We start from the raw sequence: 24,665 nt of genomic DNA, 5'->3' as shown, positions 1-24,665 counted from the left end.
TCGAAAAAGCGACTTGCCAGGATCAATCCGCGGCATCGCTGGCCAGGCAGTCGCGCAGCCAGGCCAGGAACAACTGGGCAGGGATGGACGGAGGCGCCGCGCTGACGCTGCGGATCAGGTAATGCGACTGGGCAAAGGGAATCGCCGGCCCCGCAATCCGGATCGGCGCACCCTGGGCGATGGCGTTGCGCGCGAACCGCTCCAGAACGGTGGCGTAGCCCGCGCCGGCCATCACCAGTTGCAGCGCCGTGACGGTCGTATCCGCCGAATGGCGCGCGGGGCGGTCGGGCAGGTCGATGCCCGTGGCCTCGAAGTACCGCGCCCAGTTGTCCTCGTACCCCAGAATGTGGATCAACGGGCCGTTTTGCAGGTCTGGCGACGAGTCCTGCGCCCGGCAGACGGGCACCAGCCGTTCCGAGCACAGTCGGTCCGCCGCAACACCGGGCCAGTCGCCATAGCCCAGCCGGATTTCCACGTCTACATCCGCGGGCGCGGCCGAGTCGTTCCAGATATGTGACACCAGCCGCACCGGGATCTCGGGGTGCTGAGCGCTGAACTCGGGCAGCTCGGCCGCGATCCAGTAGGTCATCGTCGATATCGCCGCCCGGATGGTCAGCGCCTGCCGCGAGGCGGGGCCGAACAAGCTGTTGGTGGAAAGCGCGATATCCGACAGCGCCCGGCGCACGGTCAGCGCATAGGACTGGCCCAGCTCGGTCAGCGACAGGTGTCGCGCGTTGCGGGCAAAAAGCGGCTGCCCGAGGTCCGCCTCGAGTGAGCGGATATGCAGCGATACCGCCGTCTGGGTCAGGCCCAATTCTTGCGCGGCGGTGGTGAAATTCAGGTGGCGGGCGGCGGCCTCGAAGCTACGCAGCCACGCCGGATTGGGCAGGCGGTCCATTTAGCACCAAAATAATTTTTGTATAGATAGCTTTATTATTCGTTTCTTTTGTCGATGGGCAACGGAAATACTCGGACCAACGAAAACGCGCCTGCGGGAGGGCAGAACATGAAGGTCGGGTTCATCGGTTTGGGCAATGTGGGGGGCAAGCTGTCGGGGTCGCTGCTGCGCAACGGTATCGACCTGACGGTGTACGACCTGAACCCCGATCTTGTGGCGGAATTCGCGGCCAAGGGGGCCAAGGCCGGCGAAAGCCCGGCCCAGATGATGCGCGATTGCGATGCGGTCATCACCTGCCTGCCGTCGCCCGCTGCCTCGGACGCGGTGATGCAGCAGATGCTGCCCGAGGTGAGCCAGGGCAAGATCTGGATGGAGATGTCCACCACCGATGAGGCCGAGGTCAAACGGCTTGGGGCCATGGTGATCGAACGCGGCGGCGCGGCGGTGGACTGCCCGGTTTCGGGCGGGTGCCACCGGGCGGCCACGGGCAATATCTCGATCTTCGCGGGCTGCGACCGGGCCACGTTCGAGCGGATTCTGCCGTTCCTGACGACGATGGGCCGGCGCATCCTGCATACCGGCGATCTGGGCACTGCCTCGGTTCTGAAGGTGTTGACCAACTATCTGGCCACAGCCAACCTGATCACCTGCGCCGAGGCGCTGGTGACCGCCAAGGCCGCCGGGATGGACCTGAACACCACCTACGAGGCGATCAAGATCTCGTCCGGTACGTCCTTCGTGCATGAGACCGAAAGCCAGGTGATCCTGAACGGCTCGCGCGACATTTCCTTCACCATGGACTTGGTGAAAAAGGATATCGGCCTGTTCCAGGAGGTCGCAGACCGCGCCGGTGTGCCGTTGGAGATGAACCCGTTGATGATCAAGATTTTCGACGACGCCATCGCCCGCTATGGCGCGCGCGAGCTGTCGCCCAACGTCATTCGACGGCTCGAGGATGCAACCGGGCTGAGCATTACCGCGCCCGGTTTTCCGGCCGAGATGCAGGACGATGAACCGGAAGAGCCGGGGTACGAGGTGATTCCGCAAGGCCGAAGCACGGTCTGAACCGACGGTCAGCAAAACGGCGGCCTTCGGGGGGCGTCTTGCGTGAAACCCAAGGTGGCGGTGTCCCCTTGCGCGGCCAAGAACAGTTCGAGCTGGATTTCGACCAATCGGAAGGCAGCGACGCGGAACCAAGTCGGAGCAGTGGAGGCGAGTACCGGAATCGAACCGGTGTACACGGATTTGCAATCCGCTGCGTCACCACTCCGCCAACTCGCCTTTTCAAGCAATATCAATTACTTGCCGTGGTGCAGCAGCGGTTCTAGCAGCTTTCCCGCGCGGCGTCCAGAGGGCGCGCAAAGAATCTGCACGGGAAATGACCGTCACCGGTATTCGAGACGCAACGCCAATTGTCGCGGGCCGGAATTTGCGTGCAAGGGCCGTTGCCGGGGCGCGTGCATTGTGGCAAAAGCCATCCGAACCAGGGAAATGATTGAGCGGTCACATGACGGATTTCGCAGCCCGACGCCAAACGATGGTCGATACCCAGATTCGGCCGTCCGATGTCACAAAGTTTCCGATTATCGATGCCATGCTGAAAATCCGGCGGGAAGATTTCGTGCCGGATTCCCAGCGCGAGGTGGCCTATGTCGGCGATTTGATCGATCTGGGGGGCGGTCGGTGCCTGCTGGAGCCGCGGACCCTGGCCAAAATGCTGGACGCGCTTAATATTTCCAATGACGAGGTCGTGTTGGATATCGGTCCGGCCTATGGCTATTCGACGGCCGTCGCCGCGCGCATGGCGCAACTGGTGGTGGGCGTCGAGGAAGACGAGGCAATGGCCGCCGAGGCGCAGGCCAATCTCAGCCAGGCCGATATCGACAATGCAATCATCCATGTCGGCCCATTGGTGCAAGGGGCCGCCGAGCATGGCCCCTATGACGTGATCATGGTTCAGGGCGGGGTTGAACGGGTTCCGGACGCGTTGCTGGACCAGCTCAAGGAACATGGCCGCATTGCCTGCCTGTTCGTTGATGGCAATCTGGGCACCGTCCGGATCGGTCGCAAGGTCGGCGGGCGCGTGACTTGGCGCCACGCGTTCAATGCCGCGGCGCCGGTCTTGCCGGGATTTGCTGAAGAACGGGCATTTTCGCTATAGTTCGGAAACACTTTTCCGTTCCCTATTGATTAGTTGAGAATCTGGCCGCAAACTGTTCCGAAATCAGAACAAATTTTGGTTTACGGGGTTGGATTATGCGTGGGACATCAGCAGCGAAACTGATCAAGGGGTTGGTGTTTTCAGCCTGCCTTGCACTGAATGTAGCGTCCGAGCGGACGGCTTGGGCAGACAACCTGACCGATGCGTTCATCGGGGCCTACAACTCCAGCGGCCTGCTGGAGCAGAACCGCGCGCTTTTGCGGGCCGCTGATGAAGACGTCGCGATCGCGCTTTCGGCCCTGCGCCCGATCATCAACTGGACCGTTCGGGTCAGTCAGGATTACACCAAGAACCGGATCAGAACGACGGTAACATCGGTCGAACCCTCGCGATTCTTTTCGGGGATAACGCTCAGCCAACTGCTGTACGACGGCGGCGCATCCTTGCTGGGCAAGCAGTCGGCGCAGGAAACCGTTCTGGCCACCCGGCAGGCGCTGATCGATATCGAGCAGCAGGTGCTGTTCCGAGCCGCAACGGCCTATCTGGGTGTTTTGTTGGAAGAAGAGCGGGTCCGAATCCGGCAAAACAACGTAAACCTGTCGGGTGAGGAGCTTCGCGCGACCCAGGACCGCTTCGAGGTGGGTGAAGTGACCCGCACGGACGTGGCCCTGTCCGAGTCGCAACTGGCCAGCTCGCAGGCCGATCTTGCCGATGCGCGCGGCAACCTCAGCACGGCGCAGGCTGAATATGTCAATGCGGTGGGCAAGACTCCGGGTCGCACTGCGGGGCAGCCCAGTCTGCCGGCACTGCCGCGATCTGCGGACGAGGCGATCAGCCTGGCCATGCGGAACCACCCGGCCATTCTGTCCGCACAGCATCAGGTGCGCGCCCTCGATCTGGTGGTTCAGCAGCAACGCGCGGGTCTTGGCCCGAATGTCAGCCTGAATGCCGATGTCGGGATTACCGAGAGCTACGACAACGACGACTACACCAACGACGCGTCGATCTCTCTGAATCTGAACCAGCCCATCTATGCGGGCGGCCGTCTGGCCGCAAACGTTCGCCGCGCCATGGCGCAGCGGGATGCCGCGCGGGCCAATCTGCTGAACGTGCAGAAAGACATCACGCAGGGGGTGACCAACGCCTATGTCCGCTTCCAGACCGCGACGGCCAGCCTGCGCGCGTCCGAAGAGCGGGTCCGGGCCTCTCAGGTCGCCTTTGACGGCATCCGCGAAGAGGCCACCTTGGGCGCGCGCACCACGCTGGATGTTCTGACCGCACAGCAAGACCTGCTCGATGCGCAACTGGCCGAGATCGCATCGCGGACCGAACGCTCGCTGGCCGCCTACCAGTTGCTTCAGGCGCAGGGGCTTTTGACCGCCGAACGTCTTGGTTTGGCCGTCCAGATCTATGACCCGACGCTATACTACAACCTGGTCAAGAAAGCGCCGGCGCAGATCAGCAAGCAGAGCCGGGATCTGGATCGTGTGCTCAAGGCGTTGCGTCGCGAGTGATCGCGCGCACTATCTGTTGTTCCGCACCGATTGTTTGGTTACAGTCGATCAAAAGGCCAGATCGGTAGAGAGCCATGTCGGATAGCAGTGTCACAGCAGGTGTCGAGGACGTTTTAGCGTCGATCAAGCGACTTGTCGGCGATCAGGGGCGCAAGGCTGAGCCAGGCGCCGGCTCCCGGCCGAAACCGGGGCGGCTGGTTTTGTCCCAGTCGCTGCGAGTCTCGGACGCACCCGATCCGCCTTCGCAGAGTGGAACCGGGTTGTCGAGCCTTGCACGGGACTTCTCGGTTGACGCCTTTCTGATGAAGGACGCCGAGTTCGCGAGCATTCATCCCGCAAACCAGAAGCCCGAGCCGATGGTTCTCAGTGCGTCCGACCGGGTCTATCCGACCGCCACCGAAACGACGGCAGAAAAGTCTGGCGCTCTGCCAAAAGAGAATCAGACCGGTCCACGGGATCTTGCCGGCAGTCTGAGTGCCAAGATTGAAGCCCTGGAGGCGGCAATCGCTCGGACAGAAGATCAATGGGAACCCGATGGAAACAGCGGCGACGAATATGCGGGAACCCGCACTCGGCGCATCCACTGGGATTTCGAAGCCGGCGGGGGCGCCACAACGGCAGCCGAGACCGAACGCGACGAGTCTTTGCAAGCGCAGCAGCCGCAGACGACAGCGCAATTCGTGCGGGATCGCGGGGCGGTCGAGCCCGTCGCGACCGATGCAGAGGCCACCGCGACGATGGAGGTCGATGAACTGAAGGCGTTGATCGCCCAGGTCGTGCGCGAAGAACTGCAAGGCGCACTGGGCGAGCGGATCACCCGAAACATTCGCAAGCTGGTCCGGCGCGAAATCAACCGCGCATTGGATGCAAGAGAGCTCGAGTAGTCCTCAGCCGCGCTGCGGTTTCGCCGCCATGGACAGCAGAAGATCCAGATCCATGTGCTTTTCAAGGTGATCGGCCAGGGCATCGAGGGTCTGTTCGACGCCGTCCTCATAGGCCAGGTCCGATTTGACGCCCAACTGCCGCAGATAGCGCGCCCGAAAGGCATCCGAGGAAAATACCCCATGCAGATAGCTGCCGCGGACCCGGTCGCTGGCGTTGGCTGCGCCTTCGGCACGGCCCTCGACCTCGAGCCAGGCGCGTGCGCAATCGGGGCCGTCGGTGCGCCCCATGTGGATTTCATATCCGCTGACGGGTTCGCCGCCGGGCCGTGCTTTGGCCCTGCGCAGGCGGACTTGCTTGTCCTTGGCCATGACCGTTTCGACATCCAGCAGGCCCAGGCCTTCGACCGTACCCGGCCGCCCGTCGACGCCGTCGGGGTCCGAGATGGTCTTTCCCAGCATCTGATAACCGCCGCACAGGCCCAGAACATGGCCGCCGCGGCGCACATGCGCGTACAGGTCGATATCCCAACCCTGACGGCGCAAGAATGCAAGATCGCCGATGGTGGATTTGCTGCCCGGCAGCAGCACCAGATCGGCATCGCCGGGCAGGGCGCGGCCGGCGGGAACGATTTCGACCGTGACACCGGGTTCGGCTGACAGCGGATCGAGATCGTCGAAATTCGCCATCCGCTCAAGCTGTGGCACGGCCACTTTGACCGCTCCGCCCGGGGCCGAACGGATGTCCATCATGTCCTCGGCGGGCAGTTTCCACGCGTCGTCGAACCAGGGCACCACGCCCAGACAGGGCCACCCGGTGCGGGCCACGATGTCATCGCGGCCATCATCGAACAGGCTGACGTCTCCCTTGAAGCGATTGACCGCAAAGCCCCGGATCATCGCCAGATCGCCCGCTTCCAGAACCGCCTGTGTTCCCACGATCTGCGCGATTACGCCGCCCCGGTGGATGTCGCCCACCAGGATCACGGGAACACCGGCGGCACAGGCAAAGCCCATATTGGCGATGTCGCCACTGCGCAGATTGGTCTCGGCCGGGCTGCCCGCGCCTTCCACCAGAACCAGATCGGCATCGGCGCACAGTCTGTCAAAGCTCTCAAGCGCGGCGGCCAGCAAGCGCGACTTGTCCTTGCGGTAATCCTTGGCCCGCATAGTTCCGGCGCGCTGGCCCTGTACGATGACCTGGGCGCCGGTGTCGGTCTCTGGCTTCAGCAAGATCGGGTTCATGTCGGTATGTGGGGCGCGGCCTGCGGCGCGGGCTTGAAGGGCCTGTGCGCGGCCGATTTCGCCGCCGTCTTCGGTGACGGCCGCGTTGTTCGACATGTTCTGCGGCTTGAACGGCGCCATCCGAAGGCCGCGCCGGGCAAAGGCCCGCGCCATGCCGGCCACCAGAACCGATTTCCCGACATTGCTGCCGGTGCCTTGAATCATGATCGCGCGCACCATTCATGCCTCCTGCGGTTGGTGGCAGATGATCGTATTTGAGCGGCCAAGGAAAGCGCGGAACGGGCGAATGGCGCGCTGAATCCGACATCAGGTGTCCGGGCAACAAAAAAGCGCGCCGCAATCGCGGGCGCGCCTTTTTGAGATACCGCAAAGCCTCAGGCGGCTTCGGCCTGCTGTGCAGCGTTGCGACGCTCGCTTTCTTCGCGCGACAGGGCAACCGAGGTCCGCACACCGCGGCCCACGAATTCCATCAGGCCTTTGACGACACGTTCGTTCGGGTCGATACCGGCACAGGTCAGCACCTCACGACCATCGCGCGAGCGGGCCCAGCGGGCAATCTGTTCCGGGCCGTTGCCGTATTTCTTGTCATCGGCAATGGCGTCGTCCAGGGCAGCCAGTACAACAGCCGCGAAAAGTTTGCGGGCACGGTTGCCTTGTTCATTGTTAAAGGCGGTGCCGTCAACGAAATCTCTCATCTCGTCTTCCTTGTTCTTGCTCTTGTAATTTTCGGCGTGGCGGTCCTTATGACCGATTTAGTGCGATTCGGATACACCTATTTTGCATGGTTGCGTTGCGTCATTTGCATAGCTCTCTGCGGGTGCAGCACTAGGTTTCGTTGTCTTGCATGGAATGTTCCCGCCAGATATAGGGACGGCAACGAACGCATCAACCTTGTGTGAAGGATTTATCTCATGCCCAAGATCAACGGGAACGAAATTCGTCCGGGCAACGTGCTGGAGCACAACGGCGGCCTGTGGGCAGCGGTCAAGGTCGAGCATGTCAAACCCGGCAAGGGCGGCGCCTTTGCTCAGGTCGAACTGCGCAACCTGCGCAACGGCACCAAGCTGAACGAACGGTTCCGCTCGGCGGACAAGGTCGAGCGGGTGCGGCTGGAACAGAAGGACCAGCAATTCCTGTACGAGAACGACGGCATGCTGGTATTCATGGATGCCGAAACCTATGAACAGATTGAATTGCCTGCCGATTTGCTGGGCGAGCGCCGGCCGTTTCTACAGGACGGCATGACCATCGTCGTCGAATTTTATGAAAACGAGGCGTTGAACGCGACGCTGCCGCAAAAGGTCACTTGCAAGGTCGTCGAGACCGAGCCGGTCGTCAAAGGCCAGACAGCGGCGAACTCGTTCAAGCCGGCGGTTCTGGACAATGGCGTCAAGGTCATGGTTCCGCCCTTTATCGCGCAGGACGAGATGATCGTGGTGAATACCGAAACCATGGAATATTCCGAGCGCGCGTAACGTCGCGTCACGGATACGGATCAGGGCCGCGCCGGAAGACCTGGGGCGGCCTGTTTCATGCCCGTGCATCGGGCTGGCGGTATCGCTCGCGGTCGGGGCCGAACAGTTCCAGCATCAGTTCGAATTTGATGCGATTGGCGCTGACCTGCCGATAGAAGGCGATCAGGAACGCGGTGGGGCCCTGGATGCGGGCCAGCCCGCTGGTGGCCGCCACCACGGTGCCCACGTCGGTTTTTCCGTTCAGGACAAGCCATCCCCCCAGCATCAGTACGGCCACCGTACCTGCGCCGTTGATCACGCTCAGGGCAAATTTGGCGGACAGTTTCCACAAAAACATGCGGCGCCGCGTCTCATAGATGGCGTCGAACTGGTGGTGGATGTCCTGGGTGACCCGTTGCAGGTCGTCGGTGGTCAGATGGTCGGTGGCGTTTCGCAGGATGCGCACCCGCTCGGCGACGAAGCGGTTTACCTTGCGCTGGGAAATCAGCACGATGGCGATCTGCGGTGCGATCATCGACAAGGCGATCAGACCCAGCCAGGGCTGGGTGGACGAAATGTAGGCGATCACACTGACCAATGTGCCGATCTGCACGACCGGATCGGTGAAGGCGCCGCCGGCAAATTTGCCAAGCTCTTCGGCCTCGGCGGAAATGGCCGTTGTCAGCGTGCCTTTCCCGACATCCTCGTCGGCCTCGTCAACATCTTTTGCGCGCGCCAGAAGCAATCGGCGGATCCGGCGGATCATGTCCTCGCCCAGCGTGCCAGCGCGATATCCAAGCAACCATTTCAGGGCGAGGCTCAGCAGGATGACGCCCATCATGCCGGCACTCATCCAGATCAGTTGGGCCTTTTCGACCGCATCCGAGGTCAGGTGGTTGATGATGTCACGCTGAAATTCCAGCGGCGCAGCGGCCAGCGCAGCAACTGCAAGAGACAGCAGGATCAGTATGACCTGCCGCTTGGCGCTGGCGCGCCAGATGGTTGCGTACAGTCTCAGCATCCCTCGGCCCGTTCAATTCGTGCCTGCCTGTTCTACTCCGGGTACCGCACCGGAGGAATGCCCTGCGCAAGCCCCGTTCAGGGTCGTGCCGGTTGAGCAACAGAGGTCAGTCGATCAGCCACAGCCGCGCATCCGCGGCCTGCATGTCCGCGCCGGCGCGGTCCAGCCGCAGATGAGCGATGGCCTTGCCCCCCGATTGAGTGAACAGGGTGCCCGCTGGTTTGCCTTCGGACGTGATCTGGGTGCCGACCGGGGCGGCGCCTTCGATTCCAACCACCTGCAATCCCTTGCGCAGCTGGGTCTTGTGCTTCATGCGGGCGGTGACTTCCTGTCCGACATAGCAGCCTTTTTTGAAATCCACGCCGCGCAGCCGCTCGAACCCGACCTCGAGGATATAGGTGTCGGGCGTCAGTTCGATCCCGCTTTCGGGAATGCAATGGGCGACCCGGATCGCGTCCCAGTCGGTTCCGTCATCGGCCTCGGCGGCGGGCGAATAGGCGCGCCATCCCAAATCCGGATGACGCGGGTCGGACAGGGCGCCTTGGGGCGCCGGGCCGGTTCCGCGCTGCAGATGCAGCTCGGTTTCGCCGAGCGTCACGTCCGCGCGCAGTTTGTACATGCTCAGCCGTTTGATCAGCATGTCTGCCAGATCCTCGGCCACGTCCAGCAGCACGCCGTCGCCATCGCGTTTCAGGAAAAAGTCCGCGATGTATTTTCCCTGCGGCGTCAGCAACGCGGCATAGACCAGCCCGTGGTCCAGCCCGCGGATGTCATTGGTGACCAGACCTTGCAGAAAGCTGTCGGTATCCGCGCCGGTCAGGCGCACAATGCGGCGGGTGCTCATCTTTGGGTCCTCGTGCAATCGGTGCGGCTGTTCATATAAGCGAATGGACCGGCAAGGCCAGAGGTTTCGCTACGAGGCGCATGCGGTCAGGCACCCAGGCTGCTGCGCAGCTCGACCACCGATTTTCCCAGACGGAACGGGGCGGCAAAACTGACAAGGCACAGCGCGATGATCTGCAGAACCAGGATATGCGCGTTGGCCTGCAGGTATTCCCATTCATCCTTCAGCTTCCCGACCTGTTCGATCAGGTCGTCATAGCTTTGGGCCAGAATGATGTAGTCGCCGGCGATGGCCGGAACCTTGCGGCGCATGTTGTCGATCGCCTCCTGAGTTTTGTCGTCAAGCGTGGTGAAGACGAGGAACTGCTCGATGTCGAAGGCGTCGGCCCGGGCGGCCTTTTCGTGCATCTCGTCCATCTGCGCGCGGCTGTGGCCGCCCAGCAGAAAGTGCAAGCCCTGCAGCGGCGCGACCTCGTTGGTGACCGCGATGAACAGGGGCAGGTCGGCATTGTTGGCGGTCGAAGCCGAGAGGAATTCGACCTTGTCGCACAGGACGGCGGTGTCGGGGTCATAGGCCGGGTCGCAGAAGCGCAGGCGAAAGCGCGCGGCGTCGCGGTCAAAGGCCCGAGAGGCGGCATAGGCCACGTCGATCTGCCGATCCAGGCGCGAACTGTCGGCGGTATAGAGCCCCGCCAGCACGGCCACCAGCGCGCCCAACCCGCCCAGCACGACCCAGACCAGATCGGCCAGCTTCCACGCCCGGTGCCCGGCCGGTTTGCGGAACAGAAAGGCGGTGCCCACCAGCCCGGCGGCAAAGAACAGCAACAGCAACAGAAGCTGGTTGTCGGAGATGAAACTCATGCGGCGAGTCTACGGGGCCGGGGGGCGCAGGCAATGGGGCTCACGAAGATGTAGGGTGGGTTGATTTGGGGGTGGGGCCAGCCCATGCCGCGGCGCGGGGGTAGGGTGGGGTTTTACCCCGCCGTTGCGAGGTGATTTGTCGGCGGGGAGGTGGGTTGGAAACCCACCCTACGGGTTGCTGCGGCTTGCTTGATGCGCGAAAATTGATGAGTGTGAGTGCCCATTCTACGATTGTCAACTTCCTCCGAATTGCTCAAAGTCTTGAAACAACGATTCTGCCAAGCCCGAGTTCAAAAATTTTTCTGGGTCTTTCAAGATTTGTTCGTCAACAAGTTGTTTTTGTTTTTGTGACATAGAATTCATCACCTTTTGAGCCGATGACGCTCTATCTTTAAATAGATTCCATGTCGTGGAGTTTAATAGGGAGCTCGGATGCGGAAACTCGCCCTCTGAGCAACGAATAAAATTTTTCCCCAAGATCTGCTTCTGGTCGCGTATTTTGCCGAAAAAGATGATGGGACCTAGTTTAACAAAAGTGGCAAGAAAACTGCCGCTTGTAGTATAAATTATGTCCCTTTCAACGGACCGTTTTACCCAAGTATTCCAGTTTGATGGCAAAGTTGGATCATCAAAATTATCAAAGTATCCAAGGTATAGAAAGTATTGGCTAAACTCTCCGGGATGCTTGGTGGAGGCGGTGAGAAATTGCTTCCAGCTTTTCTCGGCGGCAGCTATGAGCTTTCGTGAAGTTGGATCATACTTTTTGTCGATCCCTCGAAAAATTTGAGATTGCAAAGTTCTCAGTGCTAGCGAACACGCAAAACGAGATAGCCATGGACCGTAGTTATTCGCTAACTCGCCACTTCTAGTTGCTGGTGCGAAAATACGCTCTTTGGCTCTTTGCTCCCATTTAGAGAGCGCAGCCTCGCAATCCGAGCAATACAGAAAATGCTTGTCGCCGTCTTGAACCCTCCTATTAGGGTTGGCTCCAGCCCGCAAGAAGGGTGTTCCGCCGGTTTCAATTAACCAGCGAAAAACAAACTTGGGAATAACATGGCTATTATGAAGTTCCGCCCCCTTCTCACACAGCCAACAAACTCCAGTTCTCAAACATCCAACTCCTCCACGAACCGCGCGTTCTCCTGGATATACTGGAAGCGCAGTTCGGGTTTCTTGCCCATCAGGCGCTCGACCAGGTCGCCGGTCTCGCCGGGTTCGTCCTCGTCGATGGTCACGCGGATCAGTTTGCGCGACTTTGGGTCCATGGTGGTTTCCTTCAGGTCCTTGGCGTCCATCTCGCCCAGCCCCTTGAAGCGGCTGACGTCGATCTTGCCCTTGCCGCCCAGGCCCTTCTCCAGCCACATGTCGCGCTCGGCCTCGTCCAGGCAATAGACGCGTTTCGCGCCTTGGGTCAGGCGGTAGAGCGGCGGGCAGGCGAGATATAGGTGGCCCGCGTCGATCATCGGACGCATCTGGGTGAAGAAGAAGGTCATCAACAGCGAGGCGATATGCGCGCCGTCCACGTCGGCGTCGGTCATGATGATGACCTTGTCATAGCGCAGGTCGTCGAGGTTGAACTTGCTGCCCAGCCCGACGCCCAGCGCCTGCGTCAGGTCGTTGATCTCGGCGTTCGAGCCCAGTTTCGACGAGGCCGCGCCCAGCACGTTCAGGATCTTGCCGCGCAGGGGCAGCAGGGCCTGGGTTTTGCGGTCGCGGGCCATCTTGGCCGAACCGCCGGCCGAGTCGCCCTCGACGATGAACAGCTCGGTGCCCTCGCGGTTGGTGGCCGAGCAATCGACCAGCTTGCCGGGCAGGCGCAGTTTCTTGGTGGCGGTCTTGCGGGCGGTTTCCTTTTCCTGCCGACGGCGCAGGCGTTCCTCGGCCCGCAGGATCAGGAAGTCGAGGATCGCGCCGGCCGATTTGGTGTCGGCGGCCAGCCAGTTGTCGAAATGGTCGCGGACCGAGTTTTCCACCAGCCGCTGCGCCTCGACCGTGGCGAGGCGGTCCTTGGTCTGGCCGACGAATTCGGGTTCACGGATGAAGCACGACACCAGCGCGCAGCCCCCGGTGATGAGGTCTTCGCGGGTGATCTGGGCGGCCTTCTTGTTGTTGATCAGCTCGCCGTAAGCCTTGATGCCCTTGAGGATCGCGGCCCAGAAGCCGGCGACATGGGTGCCGCCCTCGGGCGTGGGAACGGTGTTACAGTAGGACTGGATGAAGCCGTCGCGCGAGGGCGTCCAGTTGATCGCCCATTCGACCTTGCCCGGGGTGCCGAACTTCTCGTTGAAATCGACGGTTCCGGCGAATGGCTGGTCGGCATAGGTCGAGGAGCCGTTCATCGTCTCTTTGAGATAGTCCGACAGGCCGCCGGGGAAGTGGAAGGTGGCCTCGGTGGGGGTTTCGCCGTCGTCGATGGCGGATTTCCAGCGAATCTCGACGCCCGAGAACAGGTAGGCCTTGGAGCGGATCGACTTGAACAGGCGCGCGGGCTTGAACCGGTGGTGGCCGAAGATCTGGTCGTCGGCGTGGAAGGTGACGGTGGTGCCGCGCCGGTTGGGGGCGGCGCCGACCTTTTCGACCGGGCCCAGCGGGATGCCGCGCGAGAATCGCTGTTCGTAGAGTTCCTTGTTGCGGGCCACCTGCACGACCATCGAATCCGACAGCGCGTTGACCACCGAGGCGCCCACGCCGTGCAGGCCGCCCGAGGTCTGGTAGGCCTTGCCCGAGAACTTGCCGCCCGCGTGCAGGGTGCACAGGATCACCTCGAGCGCGGATTTGTCGGGGAATTTCGGGTGCGGGTCGATCGGGATGCCGCGGCCGTTGTCGCGGATGGTGACCGCGTAATCCTTGTGCAGTTCCACCTCGATCCGGTTGGCATGGCCGGCGACGGCCTCGTCCATCGAGTTGTCGAGGATCTCGGCCACCATGTGGTGCAGCGCCCGTTCGTCGGTGCCGCCGATATACATGCCCGGTCGCTTGCGGACTGGCTCCAGACCTTCGAGGACCTCGATAGAGGAGGCGTCGTAGGTGGTGGCGGATTCGGGCGTCAACAGGTCGTCGGGCATGGGGGCTGCTCTTGTTCTTGGGTTTGGGCCCATTATGGCAGGTGATGTGGGTCTGGGAAAGAGGGGGGCGAGGTGTTGTGGGTAAAGTCGGGGGCGGGCGTTGTGCGAGCGAGGGGCGCTGCCCCTCGCGCTCCCCGGGATATTTGAGGCCAGATGAAGGGTCGGGTCAGGTCTTGTCGGTCCAGTCGAGGATGGCTTGCGCGACCTTCTGGGGGTGCTGGTGGTGCAGCCAGTGGTCGGCGCCGGGGATGGTGACGCGGGTGAGGTCAGGGGCGAAATCCTCGAGCCCTTCGGTGGTTTCCGGCAGCAGGGCCTTGTCCTCGGGGCCCCAGATCAGCAGGTGCGGGCAGGCCACACGCAGCCGCTCGGTTGGCAGTTGCGGCGGGTCGGCTAATGGCTTGCCGGGGTCGGCGACCTGCAGGGGCGAGGCGCGGTACCAGTTCAGCATGGCGTCGAGGCGGCCGGGGCGGGCCCATTCCGTGCGATAGGATTGCATCTGGTCGGGCGTCAGCCAGTCGGTGCCCATGCCGTGCCGGAAGAACTGTTCGAGTTTGGCGAAATTGTCCGCGGACAGCCAGTCGGCCGAGTTGGGCGCGCGGAGCTGGTTGATGTATTGCGAGGCTTGGGATTGCGCGCCGCCCTTGGCCATCTCGCGTTGGAAGGGGTAGGGGTGGACGCCGTTGGCGATGATCAGGCGGCTGACCAGGTCGGGGCGGAACATGGCGAGGCCGAAGGCCACCGAGGCGCCCCAGTCGTGGCCCAGAACGGTGATCGGCGCGCCGATCTGTTCGATCAGGGCGGCCATGTCCGAGACGAGCTGTGAGAGGACGTAATGCTCGGTGCCTTCGGGCGCCCAGCTTTGGCCATAGCCGCGCTGGTCGGGGGCGATGCAGTGGAAATGGTCCGCCAGGTGCGGGGCAAGGTCGGACCAGGCACCCCCGTATTCCGGGAAGCCGTGCAGCATCAGCAATGGTGGAAGGTCTGCATTGCCCCAGCGACGGACGAAGAACGGCTGGCCGTTCAGGTCGAGATATTCGGTTTTCATGCACAATTCCTGGGTGATGCCGCTTGGCCCAGCATTTTCGGACCTGAGAGCGAAGTCAACTTGATACGGATCAACGCGAAAAAGATACAAATTTGCTAGGTGTTTCGGTGAACAGCAAAACCGGAGTGATCGCATGGATGCAGTGACCCAGCAGAAACCGAACTCAACGCCCGAGGCCGCCGCGGCCAAGCCGAAGGCGGATCCGGAGGCGCCGACCCGCGAAAAGATCCGGCAGGCTTTCGAAAGCGGCGAATACCCCTATCGCACCAAGCTGTCCCGCTCGGTCTATGAAAAGCAAAAGGCCCAATTGCAGGCCGAGTTGCTGAAGGTGCAGCTGTGGGCACAGGAGACCGGGCAGAAGTTCGTTCTGCTGTTCGAGGGTCGTGATGCCGCTGGAAAGGGCGGCACGATCAAGCGGTTCATGGAGCATCTGAACCCACGTCAGGCCCGCGTGGTCGCGCTGAACAAACCGACCTGGGAGGAGAAGGGCCAGTGGTATTATCAGCGCTACATTCAGGAATTGCCCACCGTCGGCGAAATGGTGTTCTATGATCGATCCTGGTACAACCGGGCTGGAGTCGAGCGGGTGATGGGGTTCTGCACCCCCAACGAATACCTCGAGTTCATGCGCCAGACGCCCGAGTTGGAGCGCATGTTGGTGCGGTCCGGGATCCAACTTTACAAGTATTGGTTCTCGGTCACGCGGGACGAACAGCTTCGCCGTTTCAAGAGCCGCGAGACCGACCCGCTGAAGCAGTGGAAGCTGTCGCCCATCGACAAGGCCAGTCTGGACAAATGGGACGACTACACCGAGGCGAAAGAGGCAATGTTCTTCTATACCGACACCGCCGACGCGCCCTGGACCATCGTCAAGTCGAACGACAAGAAACGCGCCCGGCTGAACTGCATGCGGCATTTCCTGTCGACGCTGGATTATCCGGACAAGGATCATGACGTCGTGGGCCAGCCCGATCCGTTGATCGTGGGTCAGGCGCATCATGTGGTCCACCGGTCGGATCACATCCTGGGCACGGCCCTGCATCCTGATGCCCGGGCGAGCTGATCGGCGGGCAGCTGGTCTCGGATCGAGATTTTCCAGATGAGCCCTTGCCCCGTGTCGGGGCCGGGCATAAGGCTGGCGGGATGAGCAAGGTGATGACTTATCCTGCCCATGTCCGGGCGATTGCGGTGCTGGGGCTGCCCTTGATCGGGGGTCATCTGGCCCAGTTTGCCATCGGCCTGACCGATACGATCATGTTGGGCCGGTACGATGTCGAGGCGCTGGCCGCGGTGACGCTGGCCGGCAGTTTCTATTTCGTGCTGTTCCTGTTCGGGGGCGGATTCGGCTTGGCGGTGATGCCGATGGTTGCCACCTCGGCTGCCGAGGAGGATGAAACCAGCATTCGCCGCAGCACCCGCATGGGTCTGTGGTTGTCGCTGCTGTATGGCATGCTGGTGATGCCGCTGCTGTGGTGGTCCTACCCGATTCTGATCGCCACGGATCAGGATCCGCAAGTGGCGCAGACCGCGTCCGAGTATCTGCGGGTCGCGGGCTGGGGTCTGTTTCCGGCGCTGGTGGTGATGGTGCTGAAATCCTATCTGGCCGCGCTCGAGCGCACGCAGATCGTGCTGTGGATCACCGTCGCGGCGGCAGTGGTCAACGGCCTGACCAACTATGCGCTGATCTTCGGCAACTGGGGCGCGCCGGAGCTGGGCGTGATGGGGGCGGCGATCGCCTCGGTGGTGACCCAGACCGTGTCCCTGGTGGCGGTCATCATCTACGCGGTGAAGGTCCTGCCGGAACACAGTCTGTTCCAGCGGTTCTGGCGCCCGGACTGGGAGATGTTCTTCAGCGTGCTGAAGCTTGGCGTGCCGATTGGCCTGACCCTTCTGGCAGAGGTGTCGCTGTTTGCGACCTCGGCCTTCATGATGGGCTGGATCGGGCAGGTGCCGCTGGCGGCGCATGGGATCGCGCTGAACCTGGCCTCGGCCACCTTTATGGTGCATCTGGGCCTGTCCAACGCGGCGACGATCCGCGCCGGCAATGCGCTGGGCCGGAAGGACCGCGCGCATCTGGAAAAAGGCGCAATCGCGGTCACGGGTATGTCGCTGGTGGTTTCGGTGATGACGATCATCCTGTTCCTGACCTGCGCCGAGCCGCTGATCTCGGTATTCGTCGAATCGGACGACCCGCAGCGCCCGCAGATCCTGGCGATCGGGGCCGGGCTGTTGGCTATGGCCGCGCTGTTCCAACTGGTGGATGGAGCGCAGGTAATCGCGCTGGGCCTGCTGCGCGGGCTGCAGGACGCCAAGGTGCCGATGGTGATGGCCGGGCTCAGCTATTGGGTCGTGGGGATCCCGGCTTCGTACTATTTCGGCTTCATCCGCGGGATGGACGGTATCGGAGTCTGGTTGGGGCTGGTGCTGGGGCTGGCCTCGGCCGCCGTCCTGCTGATGACACGGTTCTGGACGCGCTCGGTCAAGGCGGTGGGCAAGCCGGCCGAATAGCCTCTCAGCTCTTGGGCTGGCGGTCGGCCTTCTTGCGCACCAAGACCGAACGCAAGTCATGCATCGCCAGCAGCAGCCGGTCGGTGACCTGTTCCAACTGGTTGTCAGTCGCCTTGGACTGGGCCCATTGCGCCGTCAGGTTCAGATGGTCGATGGTTCGGTGGATGTCGTCGATGTCACGCTGCGCCAACAGCGCCTTGCGGTCCTCCATCCAGCGGGCGATCTCGGCCTTGTCGGCCTCGGTCAAAGTGCGCTGGCCGTGTGGCTTGACCTCGCCATTGCGGATGTTGACGACCGCGATCTGATCCATTTCGATCCGGCGCTGTCGGTTTTCCGTGTCGATCCGATAGACTGCGGCGCCGTTCTCGCGGACGCGGAAATAGTATTCGGGCAGGGTCGCGGACATGGGGGTCTCGGGGTTATTTCAGGGAAGCGCAGAACCGCTGGATGCGGGTGCAGGCCTCGGTCAAGGCCTCGTCCGAGGTCGCGTAGCTGACGCGGAAATTCGGCGACAGGCCGAAAGCCGCGCCAAACACCACGGCCACATCGGCCTCTTCCAGCAAGGCCGTGGCAAAGGCCTCGTCGCTGTCGATGACCGTGCCTGCGGGCGTGGTCTTGCCGATCAGCCCGGCGATCGAGGGGTAGACGTAGAACGCGCCCTCGGGGGTGGGGCAGGTGATGCCCTCGATCTGGTTCAGCATGTCCACGACCAGATCGCGGCGGCGTTTGAACATCCCGTTATTCGGCGCAAGAAATTCCTGCGTGCCGTTCAGTGCCTCGACCGCGGCCCACTGGCTGATCGAACAGGGGTTCGACGTGGATTGCGACTGGATCTTGCGCATGGCCGCGATCAACTCGACGGGGCCAGCGGCATAGCCGATGCGCCAGCCGGTCATGGCATAGGCCTTGGACACGCCGTTGCAGGTGAGCGTGCGATCATAGAGCCCCGGTTCGACCTGCGCGGGCGTGCAGAACTGAAACCCGTCATAGGCCAGATGTTCGTACATGTCGTCGGACATGACCCAGACATGGGGGTGACGCATCAGAACATCAGTCAGGGCCTTGAGCTCGTCCCACGAATAGCCCGCGCCGGTGGGGTTCGAGGGCGAGTTGAAGATGAACCACTTGGTCTTGGGCGTGATCGCGGCCTCGAGCTGTTCGGCGGTCAGCTTGAAGCGGTTTTCCAGCGTGGTTTCCACCGGCACCGGGGTGCCCCCGGCCAGCAGCACCATGTCGGGATAGCTGACCCAGTAGGGGGCGGGGATGATCACCTCGTCGCCCGGGTTCAGCGTGGCCATCAGCGCGTTGTAGAGCGTCTGCTTGCCGCCCGTGCCGACCGAGACCTGCGCGGGCGTGTAGTCCAGCCCATTGTCGCGCTTGAATTTGGCGCAGATGGCCTGTTTCAACTCGGGGATGCCGTCGGGGGCGGTGTATCTGGTCTTGCCCGCGGCGATGGCGGCGACGGCGGCGTCCTTGATGTTCTGCGGGGTGTCGAAATCGGGCTCGCCCGCGCTCAGGCCGATGACGTCGCGCCCGGCGGCCCGCAACTCGGCGGCCTTGGCCGTCATGGCGATTGTGGGCGAAGGTTTGACGCGCGACAGTGTCGCAGACAGAAAGCTCATGGACGGCCCCGTTTGTATGTTGGTCCCGACTGTCATAGGGTGCGCCCGAAACACGATCAAGCGATATGCATTTGCAGAACTGGAGAGTTTGATGAGCGACGAAACCGACTGGTTCGGACCCGAGGCGGCGACGTTCGGAGATCGTCTGGCCGGCGCACGCGAAGCCGCCGGCATGACCCAAGCCCAACTGGCGCGGAGATTGGGTGTCAAGAAGGCGACCGTGGTCGGGTGGGAAAACGACATGTCCGAGCCGCGGGCAAACAAGCTGTCGATGATGGCGGGCATGCTGAACGTGTCGATCATGTGGTTGCTGACCGGCGAAGGCGAGGGCGCGGGCGTGCCCGATCTTGTAGAAGGAGATGCCGAGCTGGCTCCGCTGGTTGCCGAGCTGCGTGCGATCCGCGGTGAGATGCGCTCCAGTTCCGAGCGGCTAGCGCGGGTGGAAAAGGCCTTGCGTTTGAAGCTGGAGAAAGGCGAATGACCGAAACGCGCGAAACCCGGATCAAACGGATGAAGATGCGGTCGATGCGACGTGGCATCAAAGAGATGGACATCATCCTGCAGGCCTATGCCGAGCGCAATCTGGATGCGATGGACGATGCTGGGCTGGACCGTTACGACGCGCTGTTGCATGAGAACGATCAGGATCTCTACCAGTGGGTCACCGGACAGGTTGCGCCGCCCGCTCCGTTTGAGGATTTGATCTCGGAAATCGCGCAAACCTTTCAAAAATGAGGAAAATCCGGATTTAACCGATTATTCGGGATTTCGCGCCAAAGTTTCGAGAACAGCGCGACTGAATCGGAGGATCGGATGAGTTTGGAAATGCAGGTCTCCGCGCCGGGGGCCAAGGGGTTCATGTCCAGCTATCTGGAGGCGCTGGCCCTGGTCGAACGCCTGCATCGGCTGCTGCTGGATGTCATCAAGGACGAGTTCGAGCGGGTCGGTGTGCTGGAGATCAACGCCGTACAGGCTCTACTGTTGTTCAACATCGGCGATCACGAGGTGACGGCGGGTGAACTCAAAAGCCGCGGCTATTACCAAGGCAGCAATGTCAGCTACAACCTCAAGAAACTGGTCGAGATGGGGTATATGCACCATCAGCGTTGCGAGATCGATCGGCGCTCGGTCCGGGTTCGGCTGACCGAACGCGGGCGCGAGATTCGCGATATCGTGGCCGACCTGTTTGCACGCCACGCGGACGGGCTGCAGAGCAAAGGTGTCTTGGGCGCGGACGGAATCGAAGACATCACCAGCGCGCTGCGCCGGGTTGAGCGGTACTGGACGGACCAGATCCGCTATATCTACTGATCGGTGGCGGGCAGGCCCTGCGACATCACCAGCGCGTCAAGCTCGCGGATCAGCTTACGGGTCATGGCGTCCTCGTAGGCTTCGAACCCCAGCGCCGTTTCTACGAACGCGCCGGGGCCCAGGATGACCCAGGCATTGTAATAGGCTGAAAGCTCTCCGATCTGGACAAAGCGAGCGTCGCCGTTGCCGGGATCGTCGGCGCCGATCACCAAACCGTTGATCGTGAGGCCAGCGCTGCGCAGCGCTGACTTGGCCGTTCGCGGATGTGGGCCGACATTGTGCTTGCCGTCCCCCGACAGATCAAGCGTGCGCTTCCAGCAATCCGCTTGCCCAGCCAGAAGCCCGGCGCCGAACTGCATCGCAGCCCCCACCGCGGTGCCTTGTGGCGCCGACGAGCGGCTGGTGGCTTTCAGGCGTTCGGCGATGGCCTGCAGGTCGGACGAACTGCGCAGAGTGGTCCAGTCGATGAGCACGCGTTGAAAGCTGGTTTCGCTCCATTCGAAGACGGCAAGCCGGATCGGTGTGCTCGGGTCCGACAGGATGAGGTCTTGCACTTCGGGCCGCTGCAGGGCTGCCGCCAGCCCGTCCAGTTGCAATCGGTACTCACGGCTGTCGACCGAGCCCGAAACATCCAGCCCCAGCGCCAGTGCCTGTCGGCATTGGGCGGCAAGCGGGGTCGCGACCAGGCACATCAACAACGCCAGCGCTCGGACGATCATCGGACGGCCCTCTCCAGCGCGCCGATCTGCAGGCTGGTCAACTCGCGCTCCAGTTTGCGGCGCATGGCGCGTTCGAAGTCCTCGAATCCCTGGGCGATTTCCAGAAAGGCTCCGGGGCCGTGCAGGACGTTGTTTTCAAAGAACGGAATCAGGAACAGCTCGCCTTCGAAATCTGCGGCGTTGATGACCAACCCGTTGACCGTGACGTTTTCAAAGGGGAAATGGCGATAGGCGATCTGCGGGCCGTAGCCGTCATTGTTCGATCCGTCCCCCGACAGATCAATGGTCTGGAACAGGCAGGGCGGGGCTTGGCGCATCAAGGTTGCACCGTACCCCAGCGCGTGGCCCATGGCTGTGGCGGACCCGGCATCGGAGCGGGTGGAACGACCGATGCGCCGGGCCACATCGAGCAGATCGGCCCGGGTTTCGATCATCTGCCAGGGCAGGATGACATGCTGCGTGTTTCGCCCGCTCCACTCATAGGCGGCCAAGGCCACGGGCATGGGCGACGAAAAGAACGCCCGTTCGACCTCGGGCGCGACCAGAGCGGCGGCCAGGCCCTGACGCTGCAGCGCGTCCTCGGTTGCATCGACCGATACCGAGATGTCGAGTGCAAGCAGCAGTGCCAGGCGGCATTGCTCGGCCTGAACGGGGCCGGCCAAGGCGGCCAACCCCAGGGCTGTCAACCAGCGGATCACCAGTGGCCGGTGTTTTCCATGCTGACCCAGGGCTCGGCCGGGGGCAGCGGTTCGCCGTTCTGCAACAGTTCGATCGAGATGTTGTCCGGCGAGCGCACAAAGGCCATGCGCCCGTCGCGCGGCGGGCGGTTGATGACGACGCCGTTGTCGGCGAGGTGCTGGCAGGTTTCATAGATATTGTCGACGCCATAGGCGATGTGCCCGAAATGGCGGCTGTCGCTGGGCAGACCATCATCGCCGTCCCAGTTGTAGGTCAGTTCAATCGGTGCGTCCTCCTGCCCCGGAGGCGCCATGAAGATCAACGAGAACCGCCCCTCTTCGCTGTCATAACGGCGGGTTTCCTGCAACCCCAGCAGCTTGTAGAACGCCATGGATTTGTCCAGGTCCTTCACCCGAACCATCGTGTGGAGGTATTTCAGCCCCATCGTGTTTTCCTTTTTTCAAGATGATCTGCGTCAGCTTAGCGCGCTGTCGGTGGGTGTCGAGGGGCGGGCAGGGCTCCATACGAAAAATGCACAAGGCGCCGTACATATCGCGGTTTCGATGCCAGTGCTGCCGATATATAGTGTTAGACGACTCAATGCTGGAGAGGGAAATTTCATGCCGCTGTCTGCCGAACAACTGGCCGAAATCGAAGAACAACGCGCCCAGACGCAGCCGACCCGTCGAGTCGTGGCGCCCGGCATGGAAGAGCATCTGTACACCGCACACCCGGTTCTGGACCACGGTTTCGTGCGGGTGATCGACTATATGGGCGACGACGCGGCGATCTGCCAGGCGGCGCGGGTCTCGTACGGCAAGGGCACCAAATCGGTGCAGAATGACGAGGGGTTGATCCGTTATCTGATGCGGCACTGGCACTCGACCCCGTTTGAGATGTGCGAGGTCAAGCTGCATGTCAAACTGCCGGTCTTCGTAGCACGACAGTGGATCCGGCACCGCACGGCGAATGTAAATGAATACTCCGCCCGCTATTCGATCCTTGACCGGGAATTCTACATTCCCGCGCCGGATCAATTGGCGGCGCAGTCGGCGGTCAACAATCAGGGCCGGGGAGAGGCGTTGCAGGGTGAAGAAGCTGCCCGCGTGCTGGACATTCTCAAGGCCGACAGCGCCCGCTGCTACGACAATTACGAAGCGATGATCCGCCAGGACGGCCAGCAGGGGCTGGCGCGCGAACTGGCGCGGATGAACCTGCCGGCCAACATCTACACGCAGTGGTACTGGAAGGTGGACTTGCATAACTTGTTCCATTTCCTGCGGTTGCGGGCCGACCCGCATGCGCAATACGAAATCCGGGTCTATGCCGAAACCATGTGCAAAATCGTGGCTGACTGGGTTCCGTTCGCCTACAAGGCGTTCGAGGACTACCGCCTGGGTGCGGTCAACTTGTCAGCGCAGATGGTCGAAGCACTGCGGCGCATGCTGCAAGGTGAGGCGGTGACACAGGAGAACTCGGGCATGACCGCGCGCGAGTGGCGGGAGTTCGAGGCGGTGATCCGCAACACCTAGCCACGCAGCCTGTCTGGGCAACGTCATGACCGCTTCTCAAACAGCCGACCCGGTCAAAAACCGGCACAGGGGATAGCGGGCGGTAGGGGAGCGGTCAACGGCCCGCAAATTGGCCGTCGACCTTGTTTCAGGGCGCCGCCCTGACGGGCGGACCGATTACATGGGCTTCAAATCACCCGCCATTTGGCGGCCGTCGCGTCCGTCCTGCAACTCGTACGAGACTTTCTGATTGTCGGCGAGTCCGGTCAGGCCGGATCGTTCTACGGCCGAGATATGAACAAACACATCCTTGCCACCCTCATCAGGGGCAATAAAACCATAGCCTTTGGTCGTATTGAACCACTTCACGGTGCCGGTAGGCATAATTCCGTGTCTCCTTCTCCTTGCGCGTCACCCTGCGAAATGACAGGGCATAGTCAAAGCGACCACCAATCGACGCAGTTCCGAGCGAACGAGACGGCGTAAATTATGTGTTTCGCCTTTTTCAACATTGCACGGTGCGGTAAAAAATCAAGGAATACTGGGCCAGGCACTGCGTTTTGCCCGAAATTGGATCAAAAACCAAAGAGGACCGGCCATGCGCCTTTATGGTCTCAAGACCTGTGACACTTGCCGCAAGGCGTTGAAATCGCTTCCGGATGCCGAGTTTGTAGATGTGCGCTCGCAAGGCGTGCCGGCCGATGTACTGGCGCGGGCATTTGCGCGTTTCGGCGACACCTTGCTCAACACCCGTTCAACGACCTGGCGCGGATTGGACGCGGCCGCGCGCGCGCGTCCGGTTCTGGAACTGCTGGCTGACCACCCCACGCTGATGAAGCGGCCGCTGATCGAAAACGGGGCCGAGATGTATCTGGGCTGGACCCCGCAGACCCAAGCCGGCCTTGGCATTGTCTGAAAGGGTGCCTATCTGTCACGACGCAACAGCAAGGAAGACAGCATGCGAAACGCAGCCATGATCCTGGGGGTCATCGCCGGGCTGGTCGGAATGATCGTCGGGTTTTTCGGATACGGGTTCGTCGAATTGGTGGATCGCTATGGCGAGATTGAAGGTCTGGCCGAGCAGGTGGAGAACCCGGAACTGATCAAGACGGCCTCGATCTTTGCGCCGATGCTGGCGATTGCCGGGGGTGCGATGGCGCACGCCCGGGCTTTGGTGGCGGGGGTCTTGCTGCTGATTTCCGCGGCGGGAATGTACTACGCCTTTGGCTTTGGCGTGTTTACCATGTTCCCCATTGCCTTCGCCGGCGTCGCGGGGCTGCTTGGGATCGCCGCGGGCAAGCCGGACGAACCCAAGGCGCATTTCTAGG

At 62.1% G+C, this 24,665-nt stretch carries 28 protein-coding genes and 1 tRNA gene; 13 read left to right on the top strand and 16 right to left on the bottom strand.

The window, feature by feature from the left end; all coding sequences use genetic code 11:
- Positions 1 to 22 precede the first annotated feature (22 nt).
- On the bottom strand, positions 23 to 898 hold the full coding sequence (locus AC2FMM_RS08860; protein ID WP_496794752.1) for a LysR family transcriptional regulator: 876 nt from the start codon (positions 896 to 898) through the stop codon (positions 23 to 25).
- A 108-nt stretch (positions 899 to 1,006) separates the two neighbouring features.
- Here AC2FMM_RS08860 and AC2FMM_RS08855 point away from each other — a divergent pair, with 108 nt between their 5' ends.
- A complete protein-coding gene (locus AC2FMM_RS08855; protein ID WP_496680206.1) occupies positions 1,007 to 1,963 on the top strand; it encodes an NAD(P)-dependent oxidoreductase in 957 nt (318 codons plus the stop codon).
- A gap of 142 nt (positions 1,964 to 2,105) precedes the next feature.
- On the opposite strand, the gene AC2FMM_RS08850 is transcribed toward AC2FMM_RS08855, so the two are convergent.
- A tRNA-Cys gene (locus tag AC2FMM_RS08850) sits at positions 2,106 to 2,179 on the bottom strand.
- 226 nt (positions 2,180 to 2,405) lie between these two features.
- Here AC2FMM_RS08850 and AC2FMM_RS08845 point away from each other — a divergent pair.
- The 3 genes from AC2FMM_RS08845 to AC2FMM_RS08835 all read left to right on the top strand — a co-directional run bounded on the left by AC2FMM_RS08845 (position 2,406) and on the right by AC2FMM_RS08835 (position 5,457).
- The gene (locus AC2FMM_RS08845) at positions 2,406 to 3,059 is read left to right on the top strand and encodes a protein-L-isoaspartate O-methyltransferase family protein (RefSeq protein WP_496796347.1); all 654 of its coding nucleotides are present in this window, start codon (positions 2,406 to 2,408) and stop codon (positions 3,057 to 3,059) included.
- A 95-nt stretch (positions 3,060 to 3,154) separates the two neighbouring features.
- On the top strand, positions 3,155 to 4,573 hold the full coding sequence (locus AC2FMM_RS08840; RefSeq protein ID WP_496688960.1) for a TolC family outer membrane protein: 1,419 nt from the start codon (positions 3,155 to 3,157) through the stop codon (positions 4,571 to 4,573).
- A gap of 302 nt (positions 4,574 to 4,875) precedes the next feature.
- On the top strand, positions 4,876 to 5,457 hold the full coding sequence (locus tag AC2FMM_RS08835) for a hypothetical protein (RefSeq protein ID WP_496796346.1): 582 nt from the start codon (positions 4,876 to 4,878) through the stop codon (positions 5,455 to 5,457).
- A 3-nt stretch (positions 5,458 to 5,460) separates the two neighbouring features.
- On the opposite strand, the gene AC2FMM_RS08830 is transcribed toward AC2FMM_RS08835, so the two are convergent.
- Positions 5,461 to 6,918 carry a cobyric acid synthase gene (locus tag AC2FMM_RS08830; protein ID WP_496796345.1) on the bottom strand — a complete coding sequence of 486 codons (1,458 nt, stop codon included), beginning with the start codon at positions 6,916 to 6,918 and terminating at the stop codon, positions 5,461 to 5,463.
- Between the two features lie 155 nt (positions 6,919 to 7,073).
- Positions 7,074 to 7,394 (bottom strand): DUF6280 family protein, encoded by a 321-nt coding sequence (locus AC2FMM_RS08825; RefSeq protein ID WP_005982071.1) that lies wholly within the window; start codon positions 7,392 to 7,394, stop codon positions 7,074 to 7,076.
- Between the two features lie 216 nt (positions 7,395 to 7,610).
- Between AC2FMM_RS08825 and efp the strand changes: the two genes are divergently transcribed.
- Positions 7,611 to 8,174: an elongation factor P gene (gene efp / locus AC2FMM_RS08820; protein ID WP_490361604.1), complete on the top strand. Its 564-nt coding sequence runs from the start codon at positions 7,611 to 7,613 to the stop codon at positions 8,172 to 8,174.
- Positions 8,175 to 8,229: 55 nt separating this feature from the next.
- Here efp and AC2FMM_RS08815 read toward each other — a convergent pair whose 3' ends face one another.
- From AC2FMM_RS08815 to AC2FMM_RS08790, 6 genes are all read right to left on the bottom strand, one after another.
- Positions 8,230 to 9,174 (bottom strand): ABC transporter transmembrane domain-containing protein, encoded by a 945-nt coding sequence (locus tag AC2FMM_RS08815; protein ID WP_496796344.1) that lies wholly within the window; start codon positions 9,172 to 9,174, stop codon positions 8,230 to 8,232.
- A 106-nt stretch (positions 9,175 to 9,280) separates the two neighbouring features.
- The gene (gene ygfZ / locus AC2FMM_RS08810; protein WP_496796343.1) at positions 9,281 to 10,018 is read right to left on the bottom strand and encodes a CAF17-like 4Fe-4S cluster assembly/insertion protein YgfZ; all 738 of its coding nucleotides are present in this window, start codon (positions 10,016 to 10,018) and stop codon (positions 9,281 to 9,283) included.
- Between the two features lie 86 nt (positions 10,019 to 10,104).
- Positions 10,105 to 10,878 (bottom strand): hypothetical protein, encoded by a 774-nt coding sequence (locus tag AC2FMM_RS08805; protein WP_496796342.1) that lies wholly within the window; start codon positions 10,876 to 10,878, stop codon positions 10,105 to 10,107.
- 234 nt (positions 10,879 to 11,112) lie between these two features.
- Positions 11,113 to 11,988, bottom strand: a complete 876-nt coding sequence (locus tag AC2FMM_RS08800; RefSeq protein ID WP_496796341.1) for a hypothetical protein — start codon at positions 11,986 to 11,988, stop codon at positions 11,113 to 11,115.
- On the bottom strand, positions 11,985 to 13,943 hold the full coding sequence (gene parE, locus AC2FMM_RS08795) for a DNA topoisomerase IV subunit B (protein ID WP_496796340.1): 1,959 nt from the start codon (positions 13,941 to 13,943) through the stop codon (positions 11,985 to 11,987). The genes AC2FMM_RS08800 and parE overlap by 4 nt, the downstream gene beginning before the upstream one ends.
- A gap of 166 nt (positions 13,944 to 14,109) precedes the next feature.
- Positions 14,110 to 14,988: an alpha/beta fold hydrolase gene (locus tag AC2FMM_RS08790; protein ID WP_496796339.1), complete on the bottom strand. Its 879-nt coding sequence runs from the start codon at positions 14,986 to 14,988 to the stop codon at positions 14,110 to 14,112.
- Positions 14,989 to 15,121: 133 nt separating this feature from the next.
- On the opposite strand from AC2FMM_RS08790, the gene ppk2 reads away from it, so the two are divergent.
- Both ppk2 and AC2FMM_RS08780 read left to right on the top strand, forming a co-directional pair.
- Entirely contained in the window at positions 15,122 to 16,051 is a 930-nt protein-coding gene (gene ppk2, locus AC2FMM_RS08785; protein WP_496680221.1) for a polyphosphate kinase 2, read from the top strand.
- 80 nt (positions 16,052 to 16,131) lie between these two features.
- Entirely contained in the window at positions 16,132 to 17,496 is a 1,365-nt protein-coding gene (locus tag AC2FMM_RS08780; RefSeq protein WP_496796338.1) for an MATE family efflux transporter, read from the top strand.
- Between the two features lie 4 nt (positions 17,497 to 17,500).
- Here AC2FMM_RS08780 and AC2FMM_RS08775 read toward each other — a convergent pair whose 3' ends face one another.
- The gene (locus tag AC2FMM_RS08775) at positions 17,501 to 17,902 is read right to left on the bottom strand and encodes a hypothetical protein (RefSeq protein ID WP_496680225.1); all 402 of its coding nucleotides are present in this window, start codon (positions 17,900 to 17,902) and stop codon (positions 17,501 to 17,503) included.
- A 13-nt stretch (positions 17,903 to 17,915) separates the two neighbouring features.
- Positions 17,916 to 19,118 (bottom strand): pyridoxal phosphate-dependent aminotransferase, encoded by a 1,203-nt coding sequence (locus tag AC2FMM_RS08770; protein ID WP_496796337.1) that lies wholly within the window; start codon positions 19,116 to 19,118, stop codon positions 17,916 to 17,918.
- A 91-nt stretch (positions 19,119 to 19,209) separates the two neighbouring features.
- Here AC2FMM_RS08770 and AC2FMM_RS08765 point away from each other — a divergent pair, with 91 nt between their 5' ends.
- The 3 genes from AC2FMM_RS08765 to AC2FMM_RS08755 all read left to right on the top strand — a co-directional run bounded on the left by AC2FMM_RS08765 (position 19,210) and on the right by AC2FMM_RS08755 (position 20,429).
- Positions 19,210 to 19,599 (top strand): helix-turn-helix domain-containing protein, encoded by a 390-nt coding sequence (locus tag AC2FMM_RS08765; protein WP_496796336.1) that lies wholly within the window; start codon positions 19,210 to 19,212, stop codon positions 19,597 to 19,599.
- Positions 19,596 to 19,853: a succinate dehydrogenase assembly factor 2 gene (locus AC2FMM_RS08760; RefSeq protein ID WP_496680230.1), complete on the top strand. Its 258-nt coding sequence runs from the start codon at positions 19,596 to 19,598 to the stop codon at positions 19,851 to 19,853. Before AC2FMM_RS08765 ends, AC2FMM_RS08760 begins: the two co-directional genes overlap by 4 nt.
- Before the next feature lie 78 nt (positions 19,854 to 19,931).
- Positions 19,932 to 20,429, top strand: coding sequence for a MarR family winged helix-turn-helix transcriptional regulator (locus tag AC2FMM_RS08755; RefSeq protein ID WP_496688938.1), 498 nt, complete (start codon positions 19,932 to 19,934; stop codon positions 20,427 to 20,429).
- Here the strand turns inward: AC2FMM_RS08755 and AC2FMM_RS08750 are convergent.
- The 3 genes from AC2FMM_RS08750 to AC2FMM_RS08740 are packed head-to-tail and all read right to left on the bottom strand — an operon-like array spanning position 20,423 to position 22,271.
- The gene (locus tag AC2FMM_RS08750; RefSeq protein WP_496796335.1) at positions 20,423 to 21,148 is read right to left on the bottom strand and encodes a DUF1194 domain-containing protein; all 726 of its coding nucleotides are present in this window, start codon (positions 21,146 to 21,148) and stop codon (positions 20,423 to 20,425) included. The two genes, AC2FMM_RS08755 and AC2FMM_RS08750, sit on opposite strands and share 7 nt — an antisense overlap.
- Positions 21,145 to 21,846: a DUF1194 domain-containing protein gene (locus AC2FMM_RS08745; protein ID WP_496680236.1), complete on the bottom strand. Its 702-nt coding sequence runs from the start codon at positions 21,844 to 21,846 to the stop codon at positions 21,145 to 21,147. The genes AC2FMM_RS08750 and AC2FMM_RS08745 overlap by 4 nt, the downstream gene beginning before the upstream one ends.
- Positions 21,843 to 22,271, bottom strand: a complete 429-nt coding sequence (locus AC2FMM_RS08740; protein WP_496796334.1) for a VOC family protein — start codon at positions 22,269 to 22,271, stop codon at positions 21,843 to 21,845. Before AC2FMM_RS08740 ends, AC2FMM_RS08745 begins: the two co-directional genes overlap by 4 nt.
- Before the next feature lie 175 nt (positions 22,272 to 22,446).
- On the opposite strand from AC2FMM_RS08740, the gene thyX reads away from it, so the two are divergent.
- On the top strand, positions 22,447 to 23,358 hold the full coding sequence (gene thyX / locus AC2FMM_RS08735; protein ID WP_496796333.1) for an FAD-dependent thymidylate synthase: 912 nt from the start codon (positions 22,447 to 22,449) through the stop codon (positions 23,356 to 23,358).
- A gap of 156 nt (positions 23,359 to 23,514) precedes the next feature.
- Here the strand turns inward: thyX and AC2FMM_RS08730 are convergent, their stop codons facing one another.
- Complete coding sequence (locus tag AC2FMM_RS08730; RefSeq protein WP_496680240.1) at positions 23,515 to 23,721, bottom strand: cold-shock protein; 207 nt, start codon at positions 23,719 to 23,721, stop codon at positions 23,515 to 23,517.
- Between the two features lie 214 nt (positions 23,722 to 23,935).
- Here AC2FMM_RS08730 and AC2FMM_RS08725 point away from each other — a divergent pair, with 214 nt between their 5' ends.
- Both AC2FMM_RS08725 and AC2FMM_RS08720 read left to right on the top strand, forming a co-directional pair.
- Positions 23,936 to 24,253, top strand: coding sequence for an ArsC/Spx/MgsR family protein (locus tag AC2FMM_RS08725; RefSeq protein ID WP_496688930.1), 318 nt, complete (start codon positions 23,936 to 23,938; stop codon positions 24,251 to 24,253).
- A 42-nt stretch (positions 24,254 to 24,295) separates the two neighbouring features.
- Positions 24,296 to 24,664, top strand: a complete 369-nt coding sequence (locus AC2FMM_RS08720) for a hypothetical protein (RefSeq protein WP_496680243.1) — start codon at positions 24,296 to 24,298, stop codon at positions 24,662 to 24,664.
- Position 24,665: the final 1 nt, after the last annotated feature.

This window comes from Ruegeria sp. BHSC043, from assembly GCF_059612985.1.
Note: the sequence above shows the minus strand (reverse complement) of the source record. Positions and strands in the feature narration are given on the sequence as shown.